Below are 21,971 nucleotides of genomic sequence, written 5' to 3' on the forward strand. Positions count from 1 at the left end.
TCGCGATGATCCAAAAAGGGCCAGCCACATGGTGGCTGGCCCTGAACCGGCATTCGACAGGAGGGCGTCAGAATGCCATGCGTGCGCCGAACACGAATTGCCGCCCGCTATGGGTCAGCACATTGAGCCGGTTGGTCTCATCGACGAATTGGTCGTTCTTCTCGTCGGTGAGGTTGATCATCTCGAGGCTGAGCTTGAGATTGTCGGTGACGTTGTACGAGATCTGCGCGTCGAAATTGGTCGTCGCGTTGGTGCCGTTATAGGCATTGCCTTCGGTGCCCGGCACTGCCGTGAGATAGTTGGAGCGATACGCCACCGAGCCGCGGATCGAGAACTTCTTCGTCTCGTAATAGAGCGTGGCGTTCGCGGCGTTCTTCGAGAGCCCGAGCAGCGACGCCTCGACCGTCGCCGAGCCGTTGGCCGCCAGCAGATATTCGATGTCCGAGTTCACATAAGTGTAGTTCGCGAGCACGCCGAAGTTCGAGAGGAAGCCCGGCAGGAAAGTGAAGGGCTGCTGGACGTTGACTTCGAAGCCGCGCAGTAGGCCGCCGTTCGAATTGACCGGCTGGCTGACGATGAACGCGTCCGAAGGGCTCGCGGTCGTTCCCGCCAGCAGCGAGTCCGGCAGGCCGAGGCTGCTATAGGGAACGGTCGTGCTGAGCGTCTGGACGAAGGTGCCGATATCCTTCTGGAACACCGACACCGCGTAGAGCGAACCCGGGGCCGGATACCATTCGACCGACGCGTCGAGATTGGTCGATTCGGTCGGCAGCAGGTTCGGGTTGCCCGAGCTGAAGGTACGGTTGCCACCCGAGACGTTGAGGTTGCCGCCCGGGGTTAGCGAACCGATCCCGGCGCGGGCGATGGTCTTGGCTGCGGCGACACGGACGAGCAGATTCGGCGTCACGTCGAAGACGAGGTTGGCCGAGGGCAGCCAGCGATCATAGCTGCGGTCCGCGCCGACCAGATCCACGGTCGCGCCTTGCCCGGCATAACCGGTCGAGAACTGGTCCGTCTTGACGTAGCGCACGCCGACATCGCCGCGCACCGGCAGGCCGGCATCGGCGAGGTTGAATTCGGCCATGCCCCAGAAACCGAGATCCTTCTCCTCGACAGTGACGAACGAACCGCGCGCAGTGGCGTTCTCGACGCCGCCGGTCGCGTAGAGCGGATTGCTGTAGGTGTTGAGCGCGTTCTGGAAGGCGGCGAGATTGGGGACGATCCAGGCAGTCGGCGTTCCATCCGGCACGTCAAGCCCGCGGCCGAAACCCGAATAGAGCATCGTCAGCGGCGCGAGCTGCGCCCCGGTGAGCGTGGTCACCACCGTCTCGCCCTGGAGGCGGCGGCGCTCGGTCGACGCATATTCGAACTTGCGCCAGTCCGCCCCCGCCTTGAGCTTGACGATCGGGCTGACCGTCCATTCAACGAAGCCCTTGGCATTGGTGAAGCTGTTGTCGACGGTCTGCGGGCGGATGCGGACTTCGGACGTGCCGTTGGTGAACGCGAAAGTGGCCGGATTGGTCACGTCCACGCCCGGACGGATCGTCGGGAAGCGTGTCGAGAAATCGTAGAAGAAGCCGTTGGTGTTCGCCGCATCCATCGTGACGGTGGTCTGCACTGGATTGCGGAACTCCGAGCGCGAATAGCCGACAACGCCGCCGATCTTGAAGTTCTCGCCGATCTTCTGGTCGAGTGTGGCGGTGACCTGATAGAAATCGGTCTTGAGCTCGTCGTAGCGCGACTGGGTGCGCAGATCGACGGCGTCGAAGGTGCCGCTGATGATGTTGTTGTCGGCATCGACGGTGCCCGAGCGGATGATCGTCTGTGGCTTGCCGGTGCCCGAACGGCTGAAGCCGATCGCCTGGAACTGGGCTTCGGTGCGGGTGCCGTCGAGACGCGAATAGAGGCCGTCGATCGAGAGCAGGGTCTTGTCGGTCGGCTGGAACTGGAGCGACAGCGCCGCGCCGAGCCGCTTCTGCTCGATATCGTAGCTCACCAGCCCCGGGATGCGCGGATGATAGAGCGCCGTCTCCGGATTGGTGTCGTTGATCTGGGCGATCGTCTTGCCCGCGATCGTCGAGGCGGGATTGAAGCCGCCGTTGAAGCCGCCATAGGTCCAGCGCGTGATGTTCGCGCCTTCCTCGATGAGGCGGCGCTCCTCATAGGCGACCGAGAGCAACACGCCGAACTTCCCGTCGTCGGTAGTGGCGGTGACGAGGCCGGAGACGCGCGGCTTGGTCTTGCGCGCGAGATCGTTGTAGCTCGCCGCCGCCGCGATCACCGCGGTGTTCTTCTTGTAATCGAACGGCCGCGCGCTCTGCAGGTCGACGGTGCCGCCGAGCGACCCTTCCTCGACATCGGCGGTCGCGGTCTTGCGCACCGCGAGGCTGTTGAACAGGTCCGACGAGAAGATGTTGAAATCGAAGCCGCGGCCGCGATTGACGCCGCCCGAATTGTCGGTGCCGCCGGTGGTGCCGATCGCTTCCATGCCGTTGATCCGCACCCGGCTATATTCGGGACCGAGCCCGCGGACGGAGATGTTGCGCCCCTCGCCGTTGACCCGGCTGATCGCGACGCCGGGGATGCGCTGAAGCGATTCCGCGAGGTTGAGGTCCGGGAACTCGGCGATGTCTTCGGCCTTGATCACGTCGACCGTCGCGGTCTCGTTGCGCTTGATGTTGATCGCGCTGCTGAGGCTGGCGCGGAAGCCCTGGACGACAATGTCCTGCCCGGTGGTATCGTCCTGCGCATCCTGGAGCGCGGGCGGTTCGGCCGGCGCGTCGGTGGCGGCGCTGGTTTCGGGCTGGGCCTGCGCCCAAGCCGAGGACGCAGCTAGCGCGGCGGCCGCGCTCGACAAAGCGAAGACGGTCTTCAGGATCTCGAATATGCGACATATGCCTCAGCCTCTCCTTGGGGCGCCCGGCTTCGTGGCGAGCCGGCTGTACAGGCTGTGGGTAGCCGTCCCGCCGCGGCAAACGCCAACCTCAATCGAACATGGATCGATGCACGCCCTGCACTGATCGGAGGGCCTCTCGCGCACGCGTGGTGCCATTGAGCCAGTATCTGACTGGATCATCCCCCTTTTGGCTTGGACCGCCTAGGGCGCCACGGTTAGGGAGGGGACATCGGTCAGACCGTCCATCAGGCGGCGCCAGGCGAGGAGAGACGATTTGAACGACCTGCGCGCCAGGCCGACCCGCGTGCGCTACGCGATCATCGCGCTGATCTTCCTGATCACTTCGGTCAATTACGCCGACCGGGCGACCTTCTCGATCGCCGGCAGCGCCGCGGCGCGCGAACTCGCCCTCACGCCGGTGCAGACCGGCTTCATTCTCTCCGCTTTCGCCTGGGCCTATGTGCTGGCGCAGATCCCCGGCGGCGTGCTGCTCGATCGCTTCGGCACCAAGCGCGTCTATGCCGCGGCGATCCTGCTCTGGTCGCTGTTCACCGCGAGCCAGGGCTTTGCCGGCTGGATCATCGGAATCCCCGTCGTCGCGATGCTGTTCGCGCTGCGCTTCCTCGTCGGCCTTGCCGAGGCGCCCTCCTTTCCCGGCAACGCCCGCCTCGTCGCGGCGTGGTTCCCCGCCGCCGAGCGCGGCACCGCCTCGGCGATCTTCAACTCGGCGCAGTACTTCTCGCTCGTCGCCTTCGCGCCGCTGATGGGCTGGCTGGCGCATAGCTATGGCTGGCGCTCGATCTTCTGGACGATGGGGGTCCTCGGCGTGCTGGCGACCCTGGCCTTCGTCCGCTTCATCCACAGCCCGGCGAACCATCCGCGCATCAACGCGGCCGAGCTCGCGCATATCGAGGCCGGCGGTGGACTGGTCGGCATGGAGGATTCCGCCGCGAGCAAGGCGCCTGCGTTCGCGTGGAGCAACGTCCGGCACCTGATCGCCAACCGGATGATGCTCGGCATCTATCTCGGCCAATATTGCATCAACGTGCTGACCTATTTCTTCGTGACGTGGTTCCCGATCTACCTGATCAAGGAGCGCGGCCTGAACGTGCTCGAAGCCGGCTTCGCGGCCGCCGCCCCGGCATTGTTCGGTTTCGCCGGCGGGCTCGCCGGGGGCTTCATCTCGGATCGCATCCTCAAGCGCACGGGCTCGCTCGACTGGGCGCGCAAGACGCCTCTGGTCATCGGCATGCTGCTCGCCTCGCTGATCATCGCCTGCGTCTGGGCGCCGAGCGAATGGCTGGTGGTGACTTTGATGTCGGTCGCGTTCTTCGGCAAGGGCATCGCCTCGCTCGGCTGGGCGATCATGGCCGATGTCGCGCCGCGCCGGCTCGCCGGGCTTTCGGGCGGGGTGTTCAACATGTTTGGGAACATCGCCGGCATCGTCACGCCGATCGTCGTCGGATACATCGTCGCGGCGACGGGCTCGTTCGATCTCGCATTGATCTTCGTCGGTGCGCATTGCCTGCTGACGATCTTCGCCTTCCTCGTCATCGCCGGCCCGATCCGGCGGATGGAGCTGCCCGAATGAAGCTGAGCCGCCGCCATCTCCTTGCCGGCGCCGCAGCAGCCACGATCCCCGCCGCCGCGCGTGCGGCCCCACGTGAGCTGGTGGCACGCTCGCCGATGGCGCCGCCGGATTGGGCATTGCTCCAGCGCCGGCTGCTGCGGGCGAATGCCGAGGCGTGCGAGGCCTTCTACGCCAAATATGTCGACCGGCGGGACTGGCTGCGCGTGTTCGAGCGCTGGGGCGCCAACGACGGCCCCGACGATGCAGCGGAGGCAACCAACGACTGGGCGCTCCTTCACGCACTCGGCGGACCGGACCGGATCCTCGACCTGACCCGGCGCTTCTGGGAAGGGCATCTCCGACAATATAGCGCCGCGCGCACCGTCGAGGTGCCGATCGCGCGCACCGGCATGTATTTCCGCGAATTCCCGGTTCAGATGGACTGGCAGCACAATTCGGAAGGGCTCACCACCTTCAACTTGATCGGCATGTCGACGCCGCGCGACCGCAAGCTGCTCGAGCGGACCCGCCGCTACGCCGATTTCTACACCGGCCGCGATCCGATCGCGAAGAATTACGATCCGCAGCGCCGCGTGATCCGGTCGATGCTCAACGGCAGCCGCGGGCCGATGCTGCGGAACGCGACGCCGCTCGATTGGGCCGGCGACCCGTTCGAGGCGGGCGCCCGCTTCCATATGGAGCACGGCGAAAATACGTATCAGCAGACCCTCGACCATTATGCCGAATATGGCGACGTGGTCTGCGACAATCCGCTCAACCTGCAGGCGACCACGCTCGGGCTGAACGCCTATGCGCTAGGCGGCGGCGAACGCTATCGGCGCTGGGCGCTCGACTATCTCGACGCGTGGGTCGAGCGCGCCAAAGCGAATAACGATATCCTGCCGAGCAAAGTCGGGCTCGACGGCAGGATCGCGCCCGATTGGTGGGGCGGCGTCTATGGCTGGGGCTTCTCGCCGGTGGTGCCGCAGACGGGCAAGCGCGAAGACCGCAACCGCGTGCCGCGATCGATCACGGCGTTCATGAACGGCACGCTGCTGACCGGCGACCCGGCCTATATCGAGCTGTGGCGGCGCCAGACCGCGCGGATCAACGCGGCCGGCAAGCAGATCGACGGCAAGCACCAGACGCCGACCATGTACGGGCCGCAGGGCTGGTATGGCTGGAAGCCGGGCGCGTATCGCACCAACGGATTCGAGATCTGGTACATGACCCAGCGCGCCGACGATCGCGCCGCAGCGGGTGATCATCCGTGGCTCGATTTCCTCGAGGGGCGCAATCCCGATTATCCCGCCAAGGCGCTGCAGGCCGATCTCGACCGCGTCGCGGCGCGCGTGACGGCGCGGGAGAAGGATCCGACCACGCCCGAAACCCGGCTCGCCGACTGGCCGATCGGGATCAACCCGGCGAGCGTGACCAGCCTCGTCCAGCTGATGACCGGCGGGCTGCACATCGCCCGGCCGTCCTGGTCGCCGACCTCCCCGCCGCAAGGCGGCGTGCCGCTGCATTGCCGGCTGCGCTATTTCGATGCCGACCGGCGGCGCGCCGGCGTGCCCGAGGAGGTCGCGGCTCTGGTGCACGCGATGGGGGATGCTTCGGCCGAGGTGACTCTGGTCAACCTGAGCCGCACGCAGGCACGCACCGTGACGGTGCAGGGCGGCGCCTATGCCGAGCATCGCATCGAAAGCGTGGTGCTCGACGGGCGCGCGACGCCGGTGGGCAGCCGCGACTTCACGATCCGGCTGGAGCCGGGCTGCGGCGCGCGGCTGCGACTGGCGATGCGGCGCTACGCCAACCGGCCGACACTGGCGTTCCCGTGGCATCGCTGAGGCGACCGAAGCGAAAGGTCACACTAAGGTCACACTGCCGCGCATGTTTCCGGGCAGCGATTTCGCCTATATCAAATCATGTCAAAGAGCGGTCGGCAGCGGCGGACGCCCGAGCCAAGCAGGTGAAATCCAACATTGCAAGCGGGGTCAGCCGCCCGGCTTGATATAGGGTGCCACCGACCAGAGCAGCCGCTCCTCGCGGCGGGGATCGCTCACCACCCGCGTGTCGGTGTCGAAGAGTATCGTCAGGCGCCGATCGAGTTCGTATTTCGGCCACGCGGGAATACTCGCGCAATTCGGGTCGCCGGTACGGGCGAAGGCGATGAACGCATCAGCCATGCGTCCTGCCAGCCGCCGCGCCTCGGGACTGGTGCCGGTGTGTGAGCCCGGCGCCGCGACATTGTCGAACACCAGGGGGATGTCGAGCGTGTGGAAAGCGCCGAGCACGCCATTATGTTCGGGTGCGGGGAAATCGAGCTGGTACATCCACGCTGGCGCGCCGATCTTGGCGCGTTCCTCGACCTGGATCAGATGGCCGGGCCATGACCGGCCGGCCGTCGTTGCCGCGAGCAGGATCTGGCCGGGGTCTTGTCCGGATAGATCTCGCGATAGCGCCGGGCGACCCAATCGGGCGCGACGTCCTTGGTGATCTGCGACGCGATGCGCGCGGGGAGGTTCTCCCAATTGGTGTCGCCGCGCTTGAGCCAGTCGGCGATCCAGCCCGCGGTCTCGTCATGGGTGTTGCCGACGATCAGCGGGATGTGCGCGGCTTCGCGCGGGGCGTCGGGGACGAAAGGATGGCGCGGCAGCACGCCGTGATCGAGCGTAGAGACGAAGCTGATCTCACCCTTGCCTTCGAGCGGATCGGTCATTGCCATCGCCTCGACGAGCGTCTCGACCGACAGCGCGCGGAGTGCGGCGACATCGGCAGCGCCGGCCTTGGTCATCCACGCCTTCGCCCGCGCAGTGGCGTGCATCGGGCCGGCGGCGGTGACGTGCTGGCCGCTCATCGTCGCGGCGCGGTGGAAGAGCGGGCGCGCCTCGGGCATCGCCATCAAGGTCACCACCTTGGCGCCGCCGCCCGACTGGCCGAACAGCATCACGCAGTCGGGATCGCCGCCGAAACCGGCAATGTTGTCGCGCACCCATTGCAGCGCGAGGGCGATGTCGAGATTGCCGACATTGCCCGATTCCGCCGGCCCGCCCAGCCCCGCGAGATAGGCATAGCCGAGCCCGGCGAGGCGATGGTTGAGCGTCACCACCACCACGTCGCCGCGCCGGACGAGATTGGTGCCGTCGTAGAGCGGGTCCGACCCCGAGCCGTGGGCATGCGCGCCGCCGTGCAGATAGACCATCACCGGCCGGCGTCGGCGATCGAGCGCCGGGGTCCAGATGTTGAGGAACAGGCAGTCCTCGCTGGTCGGCTCTTCGGCGCGAGTCTGCGGCGCGGCGGGCCCGTAGCGCGTGGCATCGGCCACGCCCGACCATGGCACCGGCGATAGCGCACGCTGGAAGCGGCGCGGCCGGGTGTCGGCGCCGTAGCGGATGCCCCGGAAGATCAGGACGCCGTTTTCGGTGAACCCCCGCACACGGCCGAAGCGCGTGGTGGCGACCGGATCGGCTCCGCGTGCCCAGCCGGCCGCGGGCAGCAGCAGCGAACCCGCCAGCAGCGTGCGGCGCGCGATCACGTCGCGGCGGTCTGCGCGCAGAGCAGGCGCATCGGCTCGAGCGCGGGGTTCGCATTGTCGCGCCGCCACGCCATGTGGAGCTCGACCGGCGCCTCGGGATCGGTCTGCAGGGTGCGGAACTGGACGTCGATCAGATGCAGCCCCGAGGCCGATTGCGGCACCACCGCCGCCGCCAGCCCGGCCTGCACCAGCCCGAGCATCGAATGGATCTGAGTGACGTGCTGGACGTAGAGCGGCGACACGCCGGCATCGTCGAACAGCCGCAGCAGCATGTTGTGGAAATAACCGGCGCCCTCACGCGAATACATGATCAGCGGCTCGCCATCGAAGTCCGCAAGCGCGAACTCGGCCTTACCGAGGCCCGGATCGCCCGGCGGCAATGCCACCACCAAAGGCTCGCGCGCGACGCACAGAGTGTCGAACTCATGCCGGTCGACGGGCGGGCGGACGAAGCCGATGTCGATCAGCCCGGTGAGCAACGCATCGACCTGATCGCCCGATACCATCTCGCGCAGTTCCAAATCGATATTGGGAAGCCGCGCCCGCGCCTGCGCGACGATGCGGGGCACGAGGCTGTAGCCCGATACCGCAGTGAAGCCGATCGCGACCTTGCCGGTATCGCCCTTGGCGACACGCCGGGCGGAAAGCGCCGCGCTCTCCGCAAGGCGGACGATACGGCGTGCCTCGATCAGGAAAACCCGGCCTGCCGGGGTCAGGCTGACCTGACGGCTGGTCCGTTCGAGCAAGGTGATGCCGAGAATGCGCTCGAGCAGCTGGATCTGGCGGCTGAGCGGCGATTGGGTCATGTTCAGCCGCTGCGCCGCGCGGCCGAAATGGAGTTCCTCGGCGGCGGCGACGAAGCAGCGAAGCTGGCTCAGCTCGAACATGGGCCCGTCTATCGCACCCCCGGCACCCGAGTCACGCGGCGTGCGCGATCGCTCCGGCGTTGACGCGTTCGATCAGCGCGCGTAGCTCTTCCTGCTCGGCAGGGGTCAGATCGGTGAGCGGCGAGCGCACCGGACCCGCGTCGCGCCCGACCACGCGCATTCCCGCCTTGACGATCGACACCGCATAGCCGCGGCCGCGGTTGCGCAAGGTGATGTAAGGAAGAACGAACGCGCGGAGTTGGGCGAGCACTTCGGCGCGGTCGTCAGCGCGGACCGCACGATAGAAATTCAGCGCCCATTCGGGCATGAAATTGAAGATCGCCGAGGAATAGGTGGTGACGCCCATCGTCAGATAGGGCGCGGCGAAGGTCTCCGCGGTGGGGAGCCCGCCGATATAGGTCAGCCGGTCGCCCATCCGCGCATAGATCCGCGTCATCAGCTCGATATCGCCTACGCCGTCCTTGAACCCGACAAGGTTGGGGTTGCGTTCGCAAAGCCCCGCGAGCGCTTCGTCGTCGAGCACCGCATTGTCGCGATTATAGACGATCACGCCGAGCCCGGTCGCCTTGCATACCGCCTCGACATGCGCGGCAAGCCCGGCCTGCGACGATCCGACCAGATAGGGCGGCAGCAGCAGCAGCCCGTCGGCCCCTGCCTTTTCGGCGCCGCGCGCGATCTCGACGGCGATCGCGGTGCCGTAGCCGCAGCCAGAGATCACCGGCAGCTTGCCGTTCGCCTCGGCCGCCGCGGCGCGCACCACATTGACGACTTCGTTCGGTGTGAGCGAGAAGAATTCACCGGTTCCGCCGGCGGCGAACAAGCCGGCCAGCTCGTGTGAGAGCATCCATGCGCAATGCGCGCGATACGGCCCTTCGAGGAACGCGCCGTCGGCATCGAAATGGGTCACGGGGAAGGACAGCAGCCCGCCACCCAGAGTGCGGGCCATGTCGGCCGGGCTCATCGTCGTCACAGAGGCATCTCCTGGGCCGCGCCGCGATCGATGCGCCGCGGGTCTCGCCTGTTCAATTAGGCGGTCTGTGGCACTCGGTCCAAGCCAAAGCGGCGATGGATCGATGCACGGGTTGGCATGAAAACATCTCGGACATCGGACGAGCGGCGGCTTTCGGACTCCGCCATGGAGGCACTGAACGGCCGCGGGCCGTCGTCCGACTTACGGGCGCCAAAAAACTAGCTGCAATAGCTCGCCAGGAATTCGGCGTGGCTCGGCAGCTTCGGGAGCTGGGCGGCGATCCCGGCGCGCAGGTCGTTCAATGCCCTCTCCAGATCGGCGCTCGGCATCACTGCCGGCATGTGGTGATAGTCGCTCGGCATCACGCCCTGCCCCATCATCACGGCGTTCCAGCTATCGACACGGAACAGATCGTCCGAGCCTTGATAGGCCATCGCGCTCTCGCGGAAGAGCGCGATGCGCGCGGCGAGGCTGTCGGGAATTTCGCGCGCGGCATGCTCGCGCCAGAAGGGCTCGTCGCGCTGGTTGAGCTTGTAGTGGAGGATGATGAAGTCGCGGACATGTTCGGTCTCGGCGCGCGACTGGCGGTTGAACTGCTCGGCAAGCGCAGCCATGTCGCGGCGAAGCGGAAAGTTCTGGAGCAGCCGCGTGACCGCGATCATCACCAGATGGATGCTGGTCGATTCGAGCGGCTCGATGAAGCCGCTGGAAAGACCGATCGCGATGCAGTTGCGGTTCCATGCCTGCTTCCGCGCGCCGGTGCGGTAGCGGAGCAGGCGTGGATCGAAGAGCGGCTTGCCCGGAACCGCCGCCAGCAGTTGCTCGCGTGCCGCGTCGTCCGAGAGATGCGCGCTGGAGAAGACGAAGCCGTTGCCCATGCGATGCTGCAGCGGGATGCGCCAGCGCCAGCCCGCGCCGTGCGCGATCGCGCGGGTATAAGGCACGGGCGGCTCGGTCGTTTCCGATTGCACTGCGAACGCACTGTCGGTGGGCAGCCATTCGCCCCAGTCGTCGAAACCGGTCTCCAGCGTGCCCTCGATCAGCAGCGCGCGGAAACCGGTGCAATCGATGAAGAGGTCGCCTTCGATGCGCGTGCCCGATTCGAGCACCAGCGCCGCGATGTCGCCGCTCTCGCCGTCACGCTCGACCGTGGTGATCTTGCCCTCGACGCGCTTCACTCCCGCCGGCTCGGCGAGCGAGCGGAGGAAGGCCGCATAGGCAGTCGCGTCGAGATGATATGCGAAGGAGAGCGGCGACGGATCGCCGGTGGCGAACTTGCCTGCTATCGCCGCCTGGGTCTCGAGCGAATAATCGGTATAGGCGCCGCCAAAGCCGCGGCTCCGCGCCTCCAGCCAGAAATGCTGGAAATCGGCGAGGGGCAGCGATCGGCCGACCGTGCCGAAGGGGTGGAAATAGCGATCGCCGTCGTGCTTCCAATTCTCGAACGAGATGCCCAGCTTGAAGGTGGAGTTGGTCTCGCGCATGAAGATACGCTCGTTGATCCCGAGCAATGCGTGAAAAGTGCGCGCGGTGGGGATCGTCGATTCCCCACGCCGACCGTGCCGATCGCATCCGATTCAACCAATGTGATGTCGAGCAGCGGCCCGAGATGCCGGACCAGCGCCGCGGCGGCGACCCAGCCCGCCGTCCCTCCGCCGGCGATCACGACACGATATTTGGATTGTTCGGTCATTGCGAAGCCTTGTTGGGAGGTTGATGCTCTGGCGCTTTGGGTCATGCCATCCGATCATAAACAAGAAAGGCCGCCCTGCGCGAGCGGCCTTTCCAGATTGCAGCGGCGTCGCCTCAGAAGCGGAAGCGCGCACCGAGCAGGTACCGGGCGGATCCCTCCGCCTCGTACCAGGTGTTGATATAGTCGCGGCTATAGGTCCGGACGCCTTCCTCCAGCAGGTTGATGCCCTCGAACGTCACCGAGATGTTCTTGGTGACATCGTAGCTCATGCTGATGTCGAGCTGGCCATAGGGGTCGTTGAAGACCGGGTTATGGGCAGCGCCGCGATTGACGTCGCTGAGGAACTTACCGCGCCAGTTATAGGCCAAGCGTGCCGAGATGCCGTATTTCTCGTAGATCAGCGTCGCGTTGGCCGTATCGCTGAGGCCCACCAGCGCGAACTGGTTCGCGGTCGGATCGGCGGTGATGTCGAACCCGATATTGCCGCGTACCAGCGTGTAGCTCGCCGCGATGCCGAGGCCGGTATCGCCGAGGAAATACTGGCCGGCGATCTCGACGCCGTAGATTTCGGCGTCCTTGTTGTTGATCGGCGTGTTGACCGCGAAGTTGAGCAGCGGATCCCCAGCCGTCGGCTGGACGTCGAGCGTGGCGATGATGTTGGCGATGTAGTTCGACGTGAACGTGCGCGTTCCCGCATCGTAGTTTGCGGACAGCTCGGTCGTCGCCTGCGCGGTATTGCCGTTATACTTCTGAAGAACGGCGGCGCTGGTGAACAGGTTGACGTTGGTGATGTCGCCCCCCAGCGCGTTGACGATGCCGCGGGCGGCGGTCGCATTCGGGCCGGAAGTCGGGTCGCGCAGGCCGAACAGGTTGCGCTGGACGACGGTGTTACCGATGAAGTTGTGCACCCGCTTGTCGAAGAAACCAACCGACAGATACACGTCCTTGTGCGGATACCATTCGAGCGAGACGTCGAAATTGTCCGAATCCAGCGGCTTGAGGTTGGGATCGTTCTGGAAGCCGGTCGCGGTTCCGCCCAGCGGCGACGGATTGTTGAGCGCGCCGGCGCTCGTCGATGCGAACAAATTGCCATAAGGCGCGCGGGAGATCGTCTTGCTGTAGGAGAAGCGGGCGATCACATTGTCGATCGGCTCGACCTGGAAATCGAACGACGGCAACAGGTTGTTGTAGCTGCCCTCTCCGGTGACCGCCTGGCGGTCGGCCGAATTGGCGACGTTGAAGTCGTTGTCGGCCTGCCACACCACCGCGAGCGGGACCTGCTGCAGCGACGTCGAATGCACCTTGGTGCTTTCGAACCGGGCGCCGGCGACCAGGCTCGCCTTGCGACCGCCGAGTTCGCCCTTCCAGGTCACCTGGCCATAGACTGCCCAGATGTCTTCCTTCACGCGGTTGTCGGCGTTGCTGTCGATGTTGTTGGCGTGATTCACGCCGTCATTGGTGATGCCGATATAGTGGTTGTAGAGCGCGTTGTAGAGCGCCGTCGTGTCCTGCGCGCGCCATGCGACGAGCCCGGCCGTATCCGCTTTCGCATTGTTGTGGCTGAACAGGCAGGTGAGGCAATATTGCTCGACCAGGCCGGGCGCCAACGCATTGACGTCGGGAGCCAGCGCATTGTTCCAGTCGCCCAGCACCTGACGGGTGTTGTACTGCGTCTGGCGCGTGTCGGTGGTGCGATAATCGGCACCGAAATCGAAGCGGCTGCCGGCGCCCAGATCCCAGCCGGCGTCGATCCGCGCTTCCTTGATGTCCTGCGTCTGCGCCGAAGCGAACTGGCGCTGGACGGCGGCCGAGAGATCGGCCGCGTCGAACACGCCGTTGCAATTGCCGGTGGTGAACGGCGTGCCGGTCGGGGTCGTGTTGTGGAAGCAGTCGTTGATCGTCAGCGTCTGGGTCGGGAAGCCGTCATCGTCCCATGACAGCGAGTGTGCGCTCACGATATTGCCGTTGAACGCCACCGTGGTCGACGTCTGGCCGTTGGGGTTGTCGGGCAGGCTCTCCGCCTTGCCGAGATGGCCGTCCAGCGTGATGCTGAAATTGTCGGCGACATCCCATTTCGCGTTCGCGCCGATATCGTACAGCTTGTTCTTCTGCGCGCGATAGGCGTTCTCGAAGCCCTCGTCCTTCACGCCCGGAAGCGTCTCGTGGAGGAATTGCGTCGTGGCGATGCCGTTGCTCGCATCGTCGAAGGTCACTTCGTCGAACGGGCGGCTGAACCAGTTCGACTGGCTCGAACGCCGCTCGGACTCCTGCAGCTGGGCATAGAGGCCGTCGACCGTAAGCGTCAGCGAATCGGCCGGGCGGAACTGGATCACGGCCTGGCCATTGATCCGCTCGCGGCTCGCTTCGGAGAAGTGATGGCGATAATCGTCGGGAACGGCGACCAGCACGTTTGGATCGCTCGGGCGGTTGTTGATCACCGTCGTCGCGCGCACGAAGCCCTTCGAGGGATCGAGGAAGTCCGTCAGCGTCGGCATGTTCCAATAATTGTTCGCCTGGCTGACGAAGCTGAAGTTGCGCTTCTGATAGCTGCCGAACAGCGTGACGCCGAAGTTGCCGGCCTCATTGGCCCAGCTCGCGATACCCGAGAATTCCGGCGTCACCTTGCTGCCGCAATCGATGCAGTCGTCGGTGCTGTTGTCGTAGCTCGCCTTGGCACCGATCGAGCCGGTGAAACCCGGTCCCCGATCCAGAGGCTGCACGCCGACGATGTTGATCGTCGCGCCGATGCCGCCCGACGGTATCGCCGCGCGGCCGGTCTTGTAGACTTCGAGCGTCTTCACGCCTTCGGAGGCGAGATTGGCGAAGTCGAACGACCGTCCGAAGCCCCTGCGCCGTCGCCATTCTGATCGCCGCCGACCGCGACGATGTTGGAGGTGGCGAGCTGGCGGCCGTTGAGGGTGACCAGGTTATACTGCGCGCCGAAGCCGCGCACCGTCACCGTCGAGCCTTCGCCGTTCACGCGATCGATCGACACGCCGGTGATGCGCTGGAGCGATTCCGCGAGATTGGTGTTGGCGAACTTGCCGATGTCCTCAGCCGAGATCGCGTCGACGACGCCAGTCGACTCGCGTTTGATCGCGATCGAACGTTCCAGCGACGCGCGCACGCCCGTCACGACGATCTCGTCCGGATCGGTCTGCGTCGCGTCCGCTTGCGCGTCCGTCGCCTGCGGATCCGCGGTTTGCGCCCTTGCGATGCCTGGCGCAGCAAGTGCAACAGCGATTGCCGCGAAAGAAGCAGCCTTATTGAGCGCCAATTGATTGAACTTTTTCATAACACCCTCCCTGCCGATGATTATGGCTCGGCTTAGTTATTAGTGAACACTTCAGTCTTCACAGTATTTAACGACAGCGTTGTCAAATATAACTATACGTTCCTTGTTATTTACTCTGGTTTTCGATTGATCGAACTTGCAATGCCGCGGGCGCCACGGAGAGCAAGCGTGCAAAGGTGACAGAGGCGCGCTTCCCGATCATCTATCGGCGAAACCCTGTTGGAGGCGCCTCGCAGCGCGTCGGCGTGACCGATCCCGCCCATGGCAAAGGCGCGGCCATCGCCCGAGCGTCGAGCGATGGCCGCAGAAATCCGACCGCTTGTGGGTAGGTCGGAGGGGTAGCGGAGGGAAATCGAGCGCGTCCGGCGCAGCTCGAACCAAATGCAGTCGGGAAGAAAGGCGCGCGTGCCGCAATGATGCAGTCGTCGTGCATGGTTTCCTCCCCCATTGCATCTTTTCAGCCAATGCTCATGGTTTCTGACAGCGATGTCTGACGCGATCTGACATCGATGTCAAGTTGCGCATTGCATTGCTTCGCATGGGGGATAAGGTCCGCCCGTGCGACGCCTTCCCGTCACCTCCGATAACGCCTCGAGCACCGACCGGCTGTTCCGGCTGTCGGTCGGCATCTTCTTCATGGGCGGCTTCGTCACCTCGCTCGTCAGCCTGCTGGGGCCGCGGCTGACGCTCATCGACAAGCTCGATTATACCAGCGGCGCGCTGGTGCAGCTGGCCTTCCACTCCAGCTATCTGCTGTTCGCGCTGCCGATAACCGCGATGCTGGTGCGGATCGGGTACATGCGGTCGATTTCGCTTGGGCTCGTGGTGATGGCGAGCGGGTGCCTGGGACTGGCGGGCGCCGCCTGGGCGGCGAGTTACCCGGTCGTGCTGGTGGCGCTGCTCAGCCTTTCCGCCGGGATCACGTTCCTGCAAATCGCCGCCAATGTGATCCAGCCCGTGCTCGAACGATCGGGCCGCGGGATTTCGCGGCTGACCTTGCTCCAGGGCTTCAATTCGATCGGGACCGTGCTCGCGCCGCTGATCGGCGCGGGCTTCCTGCTGGGGAGCGCCGACGTGCGCGCCGGGGCACCGGGCTGGCTGACGCTGGCACTTCCTTCCTCGCCTGCGCGGCGGTTCTGCTCGGACTGGGCTTCGCCTTCTGGCGCGCCCGTGCATTGCTTGCGTTCCTTGCCGTACCACGCCGGCTGCCGCTGGCGCAGCTCCGGCGCGTGCTGGCCGAGCCGCGGCTGGTCTTCGGGGCCCTTGCGATGTTCGGCTATGTCGGGGCGGAAGTAACGATCGGCAGCCTGCTCGCCAATTATCTGGCGCAACCGACGATCTTGAACGCCGATCCGACGAGCGCCGGGCGGCTCGTGAGCCTCTATTGGGGCGGCGCGATGATCGGGCGGTTCGCGGGCGCCTATGGCATGACGCGCTGGCAGCCCTCCGCGCTGTTGACCGCAGTCGGGGTCGGCGCCGTGGCCCTGGTGGCGATCGCGACTCAGGCGCAGGGCATCGTCGGCGCGGCGGCGCTGATCGCGGTCGGCCTGTGCAACGCGATCATGTACCCCACGCTGTTCGCGCTGTCGCTGCCGGAGGACCGGTCCTGCGCGCCCTACGCCTCGATGGTTCTGTGCATGGCGGTGGTCGGCGGCGCGGTGATCCCGGTGCTCACCGGAATGCTCGCGGACCATCTCGGCCTCGCAGGCGCGCTGGCCCTGCCCGCTTTTGCTATCTCGTGATCACTGCATTCGCGCTAGTGGTAGCGCTAACGGAACGATAGGCTCTACGCCCTGCCCATGAAGACCATCACCATCAAGGACGTCGCGGCGCGCGCGGGGTTTCCCCGAAGACGGTTTCGCGCGTCATCAACGGTGAATCCTATGTGCGCGCGGAGCTGCGCGAGGCAGTGCAGCGCGTCGTCGACGAGCTGGGCTATCGCCCGAACGCGTTCGCCCGCGAACTGTCGAGCGGGCGCTCGTTCCTGCTCGGGCTCTTCTTCGACGATCCCGCCTCCGCTTATGCCGTCGACGTGCAACGCGGGGCACTCGCGCGCTGCCGCGAGCTCAGCCATCATCTCGTGGTCGAGCAGGTGGTCTCCGACTGTCCCGGCTGGCTGGAGGAATGCGAGGCATCGCTGCGCTCGGTGCGGCTGGGCGGAGCGATCCTGACGCCGCCGCTGTGCGACTGGTCCGAACTGCTCGATCTGTTCGAGCGGCACCGGATACCCGTGGTGCGGATCTCCCCGGCGACTTCCCGGGCAGGACACCGCAGGTCCGGATGGACGATCGCGGCGCCGCGCGGGAGATGACCCAGCAGCTGATCGGGCTCGGCCATCGCGACATCGCTTTCATCCAGGGAAACCCGACCCACCATGCCGCCGCGCAACGTCTCCAAGGATTTGTGGCGGCGATGAAGGAGGCGGGGCTCGAAGCTTCGGAGTCGCGCACGCTGCAGGGCGACTTCACCTTCCGTTCGGGGCTCGACGCTGCCGACCGGTTGCTCAGTGCGCCCGACCGTCCAACCGCGATCTTCGCGGCAAACGACGAAATGGCGCTGGCGGTGCTGGTCGCGGCGATGCGCAACGGCATCGTCGTTCCGGAGCAGCTTTCCATCGCGGGGTTCGACGATGCGCCCATCTCGCGCATGGCGTGGCCGCAGCTCACTACGGTGCGCCAGCCCAATGCCGATATGGCGATAACCGCCGTGGATATGCTCGTGCGCATGCAAGGTCGGGCAAGCGATGCGACGGCGGAGGCGTGCCAGCTCCCCCACGCACTGATCATGCGGGCCAGCACGGCCGCCCCAGCGGCACGGTCCTCCAGCGCGGAATAACGCCACGCCAGCCTCCTCCAGGCCTCGATGCAGGCAGCTTCGTCTCTCAAGCCGAACTGAGGTAAGGCGTGCGAGACGGCCAAGCGAATCGGAGGGCGAGCACCGATGACGGCGCATGCAGATTCACCGCAGCGACACCGGGTGGTCATCGTCGGTGCAGGTTTCGGCGGTCTATGGGCCGTGAAACATCTGAAGGGCGCGCCTGTCGACATCACCCTCATCGACCAGCGCAATCATCACCTCTTCCAGCCGCTCCTGTACCAGGTCGCCACCGCGTCGCTCGCGCCGTCGGAAGTCGCCTGGCCGATCCGATCGATGCTTTGCGATCGCAGCGATGTCACGACGATCCTCGGCACCGTGGTCGGCGTGGATCCGGCAAACCGCATTGTGCACCTCGCCGACGGCGGCACGGTGCCCTATGAAACGCTGGTCCTCGCGACAGGTGCGCGCCACGGCTATTTCGGCCACGATGAATGGGAAGCTGCGGCTCCGGGTCTCAAGACGGTGGAGGACGCCACAGCCATTCGCAGCCGCATCCTGCTGGCGTTCGAGGAGGCCGAGCGCGAAACCGATCCCGCGCGGCGGGAGGCGCTGCTCACCTTCGTGATCGTCGGTGCCGGCCCCACCGGCGTGGAATTGGCCGGCACCATCGCCGATCTTGCGCATGACACGCTCCCGCGCGAGTTTCGTGCAATCGATACGCACCGGACGAAGGTGCTGCTCGTGGAGGCTGGACCAAAGGTCCTGAACGGGTACCCGGACGATCTCTCGGATTATGCCAGGCGGGCGCTGGAGAAGCTCGGCGTTGAGGTGAGCCTGGGCGCCGCGGTAACGCAGATCGAACGCGGTGCGGTGACCTTCGGCGAACGAAGCGTCAAGGCGCGCACGATCATCTGGGCTGCAGGCGTGCGCGCTTCGCCGGCAGCGGAGTGGCTGGACGCGCCGGCGGACCGGAACGGGCGGATCATCGTCGAGCCGGACCTCAGCGTTCCCGGTCATCCGGATATCTTCGCGGTGGGAGATACGGTCGCCGTCAAGGCGCTGGACGGATCGCCGGTCCCGGAATCGCTCCCGCGGCGAAGCAGGAAGGGGCGTTCGTTGCCGAAGTGATACGGCGCCGGCTCTTCGCGAAGCCGGAGCCGCAGCCGTTCCGTTATCGCCATGAAGGCAGCCTCGCCCAGATCGGCAAGCGCAAGGCCGTGATCGATTTCGGATGGCTGAAGCTGCGTGGCACGATCGCGTGGTGGCTATGGGGGATCGCCCACATCTATTTTCTGGTCGGCGTACGCTCACGGCTGAGCGTCGCACTCAACTGGTTGTGGGTCTACACGCGCAACCAGCGCAGCGCACGGCTCATTACCCGGGCCGAACACGAGCAGGCGGTCGACTGAGGGCGTGCAGGAAGCAGCGGACGCGATCCGCGAACCAGTCGACACAGTGATGCTGCGCCGGAACGAAGAAGGCGGCCTCTCGATCGATATCGAAGGCCGCCTCGACGCTCTCTTGGGACTTGGCTTCTCCACCAGTTCGCCCCTTGTCGGGGGAAAGGTGGTAGCGGAGGAGGGACTTGAACCCCCGACCCCAGGATTATGATTCCCGTGCTCTAACCAACTGAGCTACTCCGCCGAGCGGCGCTCCAAGTCCCTAAGGAGCGCGCCACATAAGTCCCGCCTTTCGTCCGGTCAAGCGAACATGTGCCGCGAATGCGGCTCCCATGGCCCGCCGCGATACCACCAGCTCGCCAGCCCCGCGATTTCGACCTCGCGCGGCCGGAAATCCCGCGCCAGAGCGCCCATCACCACCTTGGCGAGCGAGGGCCGCACCTTGTTCTGCACCGTGACGTGCGGCCGCCAGCGCCCCGCGTCCTGCGGCATCAGCATTCCCGTGAACGCCTGCGCCAGCCCCTCTCTAATAGCCACCAATTCCGGCACCTCGATCCGATAGGCCACGCCCCCGCCCAGCGACATCAGCCCGGTTACCTTCGCGCGCGGCGCCCGCACGCAGCGGGTCTCGTCCGACAGTCGCCGCTTGAGCTCCTCGCTCACGCTCGGCGGCAGATGGTGGAACAAGGTCAGGTGCGCGGGCAGCATGTTGCGCTCGGGCGGATAATGTTCGCGTCGCAGCACGTCGAACCACGCCTGGTCCTGCCGCCCGAGCAGCGCCGTCACGATCAGCGGCGCGGGCCTGTCACCCCGGACTTGATCCGGGGTCAAATCTCGACCTGGCTCCCCAGCTCGACCACGCGGTTGGTCGGCAGGCGGAAGAATTCCATCGCGCTTTCGGCGTTGCGCAGCATCCACGCGAACAGTTTCTCGCGCCACACCATCATCCCCGGCTTGGCCGAGGGCAGCAGGGTCTGCCGCGCGAGGAAGAAGCTGGTGTCCATCATCTTGAACTCGGCGCCGCACGCGCTGACCTGCTTCAACGCCGCGGGCACATCGGCTTCCTGCATGAACCCGTAGAACAGGATCATCCGGTGGAAACCCTTGCCGAGATCGTCGATCTTCATGCGCTTCTCGTCGGGCACATACGGCACGTCGGCGATCTTCACGGTGAGCAGGATCACGCGCTCGTGCAGCACCTTGTTGTGCTTGAGATTGTGGAGCAGCGCGTGCGGCACGCCGTCCGGAGTCGAGGTCATGAACACCGCGGTACCGGGCACCCGGGTGGCGGCGATCGCGGCCGATTCGATGAAGATCTTGATCGGCATCGCGCTCTCGCGCAGCCGCTCGATCATCAGCTTGCGCCCCTTGGCCCAGGTGGTGAGCAAGGTGAACACTACGAAGCCCACCAGCAGCGGGAACCAGCCGCCATCGGGCACCTTGGTCAGGTTCGCCGCGAAATACGCGAGGTCGACCGTGAAGAAGAGCGCGAGCAACGGCAGCGCATAGCGCTTCTTCCAGTTCCACAGCCCGAACAGCACCACGGCGAGCAGGCAATTGTCGATCAGCATCGCGCCGGTCACCGCGATACCGTAGGCGGCCGTCAGGTTCGACGAGGTCTGGAACGACAGGACGAGCAGGATCACCATCGTCATCAGCGCCCAGTTGATGATCGGGATGTAGATCTGCCCCGCGGTCGAGGCGCTGGTATGCTCGATCCGCAGCCGCGGCACGAAGCCGAGCTGGATCGCCTGCTGGGTCACCGAGAAGGCGCCGGAGATTACTGCCTGCGATGCGATGATCGCCGCCATGGTGGCGAGGATCACCAGCGGCAGCTGGAGTCCCTCCGGCGCGAGCATGTAGAAGGGGCTGGTCAGCGCCGGAGCCCCGTCGCGCATCAGCAGCGCTCCCTGCCCCATATAATTGAGGATCAGCGCGGGCAGCACGAACCACAGCCACGAGACGCGGATCGGCTTGCGCCCGAAATGCCCCATGTCCGCATAGAGCGCCTCGGCGCCGGTCACTGCCAGCACGACCGAGCCCAGCGCCAGGAATGCCCGCACCGGATCGAGTGCGAAGAACTGGACCGCATGGGTCGGCGACAGCGCCCAGAGGATTTCCGGCGTCCGCACGAAGCTCAGCACCCCCAGGGTCGCGATGACCAGGAAGTACAGCATCATGATCGGGCCGAAGAACGCCCCCACCCGCGCCGTACCGGTGCGCTGGATCGAGAACAGCATCACGAGGATCACCACCGCGATCGGGATCACGAGGTTGGCGAAGCCGGGTGCCGCGATGGCGATGCCCTCGACCGCCGACAGCACCGAAACCGCCGGAGTGATCATCGAATCGCCGTAGAAGAGCGCAGTCGCGAACACGCCGAGCAGCACGATTCCCTGCGTCCAGCGCTTCTGGTTGGCACTGCGCGAGATGAGCGCGAGCAGTGCGAGGCTGCCGCCCTCGCCCTTGTTGTCGGCACGCATGATGATCGTGACGTATTTGAGCGTCACCACTGCCATCATCGACCAGAACATCAGGCTGATCACGCCCATGATGTGGACGGTGTCGAGCGTCAGCGTGTGGTGTCCGGCAAAGGTCTCGCGGAATGCGTAGAGCGGGCTGGTGCCGATATCGCCGAAGACGATGCCGATCGCGCCGAGCGCGAGCTTCCATGTCGCGTCCGCGGCATGCGCGTGAGCGCCGTGCGGCTCGTCTGGAGCGGGGAGCGTTTCCGCCTGCCCGCTTGCATTGATGTTCACTGTCGCGGCGTTCGCGCGAGAGAGGAAACGGACCTGGTCATGCGACCTGTGTTCTCGTCTTAAAATGTGGGCGGGCCGTTAGCACGTGCAGCATAGGCTGGCAACGGCCCGACCCGCTCAGATGGTAAGCCACGCGGATACACGCAAGT

Annotated in this window: 17 protein-coding genes, 1 tRNA gene and 1 pseudogene; 8 read left to right on the forward strand and 11 right to left on the reverse strand. The window is 65.7% G+C overall.

Annotated elements, in window-relative coordinates:
- Positions 1 to 67: 67 nt before the first annotated feature.
- A complete protein-coding gene (locus PIB19_RS05635; RefSeq protein ID WP_271240016.1) occupies positions 68 to 2,857 on the reverse strand; it encodes a TonB-dependent receptor in 2,790 nt (929 codons plus the stop codon).
- A gap of 313 nt (positions 2,858 to 3,170) precedes the next feature.
- Between PIB19_RS05635 and PIB19_RS05640 the strand changes: the two genes are divergently transcribed.
- Positions 3,171 to 4,487: an MFS transporter gene (locus PIB19_RS05640; protein ID WP_271240017.1), complete on the forward strand. Its 1,317-nt coding sequence runs from the start codon at positions 3,171 to 3,173 to the stop codon at positions 4,485 to 4,487.
- On the forward strand, positions 4,484 to 6,313 hold the full coding sequence (locus PIB19_RS05645; protein WP_271240018.1) for a hypothetical protein: 1,830 nt from the start codon (positions 4,484 to 4,486) through the stop codon (positions 6,311 to 6,313). Before PIB19_RS05640 ends, PIB19_RS05645 begins: the two co-directional genes overlap by 4 nt.
- A 147-nt stretch (positions 6,314 to 6,460) precedes the next feature.
- On the opposite strand, the gene PIB19_RS05650 is transcribed toward PIB19_RS05645, so the two are convergent.
- From PIB19_RS05650 to PIB19_RS22820, 7 genes and pseudogenes are all read right to left on the reverse strand, one after another.
- Positions 6,461 to 6,799, reverse strand: coding sequence for a carboxylesterase family protein (locus tag PIB19_RS05650; protein ID WP_271240019.1), 339 nt, complete (start codon positions 6,797 to 6,799; stop codon positions 6,461 to 6,463).
- A gap of 41 nt (positions 6,800 to 6,840) precedes the next feature.
- Positions 6,841 to 8,001 (reverse strand): carboxylesterase/lipase family protein, encoded by a 1,161-nt coding sequence (locus PIB19_RS05655; RefSeq protein ID WP_271240020.1) that lies wholly within the window; start codon positions 7,999 to 8,001, stop codon positions 6,841 to 6,843.
- On the reverse strand, positions 7,998 to 8,888 hold the full coding sequence (locus PIB19_RS05660) for a LysR substrate-binding domain-containing protein (RefSeq protein WP_271240021.1): 891 nt from the start codon (positions 8,886 to 8,888) through the stop codon (positions 7,998 to 8,000). The genes PIB19_RS05655 and PIB19_RS05660 overlap by 4 nt, the downstream gene beginning before the upstream one ends.
- 31 nt (positions 8,889 to 8,919) lie before the next feature.
- On the reverse strand, positions 8,920 to 9,849 hold the full coding sequence (gene kdgD, locus PIB19_RS05665; protein WP_271240922.1) for a 5-dehydro-4-deoxyglucarate dehydratase: 930 nt from the start codon (positions 9,847 to 9,849) through the stop codon (positions 8,920 to 8,922).
- 227 nt (positions 9,850 to 10,076) lie between these two features.
- Positions 10,077 to 11,551, reverse strand: a pseudogene (locus PIB19_RS05670) (tryptophan halogenase family protein).
- A 113-nt stretch (positions 11,552 to 11,664) separates the two neighbouring features.
- Positions 11,665 to 14,352, reverse strand: a complete 2,688-nt coding sequence (locus PIB19_RS05675; RefSeq protein ID WP_336297262.1) for a TonB-dependent receptor — start codon at positions 14,350 to 14,352, stop codon at positions 11,665 to 11,667.
- On the reverse strand, positions 14,349 to 14,846 hold the full coding sequence (locus PIB19_RS22820) for a TonB-dependent receptor plug domain-containing protein (RefSeq protein ID WP_336297263.1): 498 nt from the start codon (positions 14,844 to 14,846) through the stop codon (positions 14,349 to 14,351). The genes PIB19_RS05675 and PIB19_RS22820 overlap by 4 nt, the downstream gene beginning before the upstream one ends.
- 558 nt (positions 14,847 to 15,404) lie before the next feature.
- Between PIB19_RS22820 and PIB19_RS05680 the strand changes: the two genes are divergently transcribed.
- The 6 genes from PIB19_RS05680 (at position 15,405) to PIB19_RS05700 (ending at position 19,072) form a co-directional block, all read left to right on the forward strand.
- Positions 15,405 to 16,142, forward strand: coding sequence for a hypothetical protein (locus PIB19_RS05680; protein ID WP_271240022.1), 738 nt, complete (start codon positions 15,405 to 15,407; stop codon positions 16,140 to 16,142).
- Positions 16,115 to 16,588: a hypothetical protein gene (locus PIB19_RS05685; RefSeq protein WP_271240023.1), complete on the forward strand. Its 474-nt coding sequence runs from the start codon at positions 16,115 to 16,117 to the stop codon at positions 16,586 to 16,588. The genes PIB19_RS05680 and PIB19_RS05685 overlap by 28 nt, the downstream gene beginning before the upstream one ends.
- 143 nt (positions 16,589 to 16,731) lie before the next feature.
- Positions 16,732 to 17,157, forward strand: a complete 426-nt coding sequence (locus tag PIB19_RS22825) for a hypothetical protein (RefSeq protein WP_336297264.1) — start codon at positions 16,732 to 16,734, stop codon at positions 17,155 to 17,157.
- Complete coding sequence (locus PIB19_RS22830) at positions 17,127 to 17,681, forward strand: substrate-binding domain-containing protein (RefSeq protein WP_336297265.1); 555 nt, start codon at positions 17,127 to 17,129, stop codon at positions 17,679 to 17,681. Before PIB19_RS22825 ends, PIB19_RS22830 begins: the two co-directional genes overlap by 31 nt.
- Positions 17,682 to 17,786: 105 nt before the next feature.
- On the forward strand, positions 17,787 to 18,791 hold the full coding sequence (locus tag PIB19_RS05695; protein ID WP_271240024.1) for an NAD(P)/FAD-dependent oxidoreductase: 1,005 nt from the start codon (positions 17,787 to 17,789) through the stop codon (positions 18,789 to 18,791).
- Complete coding sequence (locus PIB19_RS05700) at positions 18,788 to 19,072, forward strand: hypothetical protein (RefSeq protein WP_271240025.1); 285 nt, start codon at positions 18,788 to 18,790, stop codon at positions 19,070 to 19,072. Before PIB19_RS05695 ends, PIB19_RS05700 begins: the two co-directional genes overlap by 4 nt.
- A gap of 158 nt (positions 19,073 to 19,230) precedes the next feature.
- Here PIB19_RS05700 and PIB19_RS05705 read toward each other — a convergent pair.
- The 3 genes from PIB19_RS05705 to PIB19_RS05715 all read right to left on the reverse strand — a co-directional run bounded on the left by PIB19_RS05705 (position 19,231) and on the right by PIB19_RS05715 (position 21,816).
- Positions 19,231 to 19,307: transfer RNA gene (locus tag PIB19_RS05705), tRNA-Met, on the reverse strand.
- Between the two features lie 56 nt (positions 19,308 to 19,363).
- A complete protein-coding gene (locus PIB19_RS05710) occupies positions 19,364 to 19,849 on the reverse strand; it encodes a 2'-5' RNA ligase family protein (RefSeq protein ID WP_271240026.1) in 486 nt (161 codons plus the stop codon).
- A 41-nt stretch (positions 19,850 to 19,890) separates the two neighbouring features.
- Complete coding sequence (locus tag PIB19_RS05715) at positions 19,891 to 21,816, reverse strand: potassium transporter Kup (RefSeq protein WP_443018736.1); 1,926 nt, start codon at positions 21,814 to 21,816, stop codon at positions 19,891 to 19,893.
- Positions 21,817 to 21,971 lie beyond the last annotated feature (155 nt).

The organism is Sphingomonas sp. 7/4-4 (assembly GCF_027941955.1).
Classification (GTDB): domain Bacteria; phylum Pseudomonadota; class Alphaproteobacteria; order Sphingomonadales; family Sphingomonadaceae; genus Sphingomonas.

Bases quoted from the DNA above. Each gene is read 5' to 3' on its own strand.
- PIB19_RS05645 (WP_271240018.1), top strand. From the start codon at position 4,484: ATGAAGCTGAGCCGCCGCCATCTCCTTGCCGGCGCCGCAGCAGCCACG.
- PIB19_RS05650 (WP_271240019.1), bottom strand. From the start codon at position 6,799: ATGTACCAGCTCGATTTCCCCGCACCCGAACATAATGGCGTGCTCGGC.
- PIB19_RS05660 (WP_271240021.1), bottom strand. From the start codon at position 8,888: ATGTTCGAGCTGAGCCAGCTTCGCTGCTTCGTCGCCGCCGCCGAGGAA.
- kdgD (WP_271240922.1), bottom strand. From the start codon at position 9,849: ATGAGCCCGGCCGACATGGCCCGCACTCTGGGTGGCGGGCTGCTGTCC.
- PIB19_RS22820 (WP_336297263.1), bottom strand. From the start codon at position 14,846: ATGAAAAAGTTCAATCAATTGGCGCTCAATAAGGCTGCTTCTTTCGCG.
- PIB19_RS05685 (WP_271240023.1), top strand. From the start codon at position 16,115: ATGTTCGGCTATGTCGGGGCGGAAGTAACGATCGGCAGCCTGCTCGCC.
- PIB19_RS22830 (WP_336297265.1), top strand. From the start codon at position 17,127: ATGGACGATCGCGGCGCCGCGCGGGAGATGACCCAGCAGCTGATCGGG.
- PIB19_RS05695 (WP_271240024.1), top strand. From the start codon at position 17,787: ATGACGGCGCATGCAGATTCACCGCAGCGACACCGGGTGGTCATCGTC.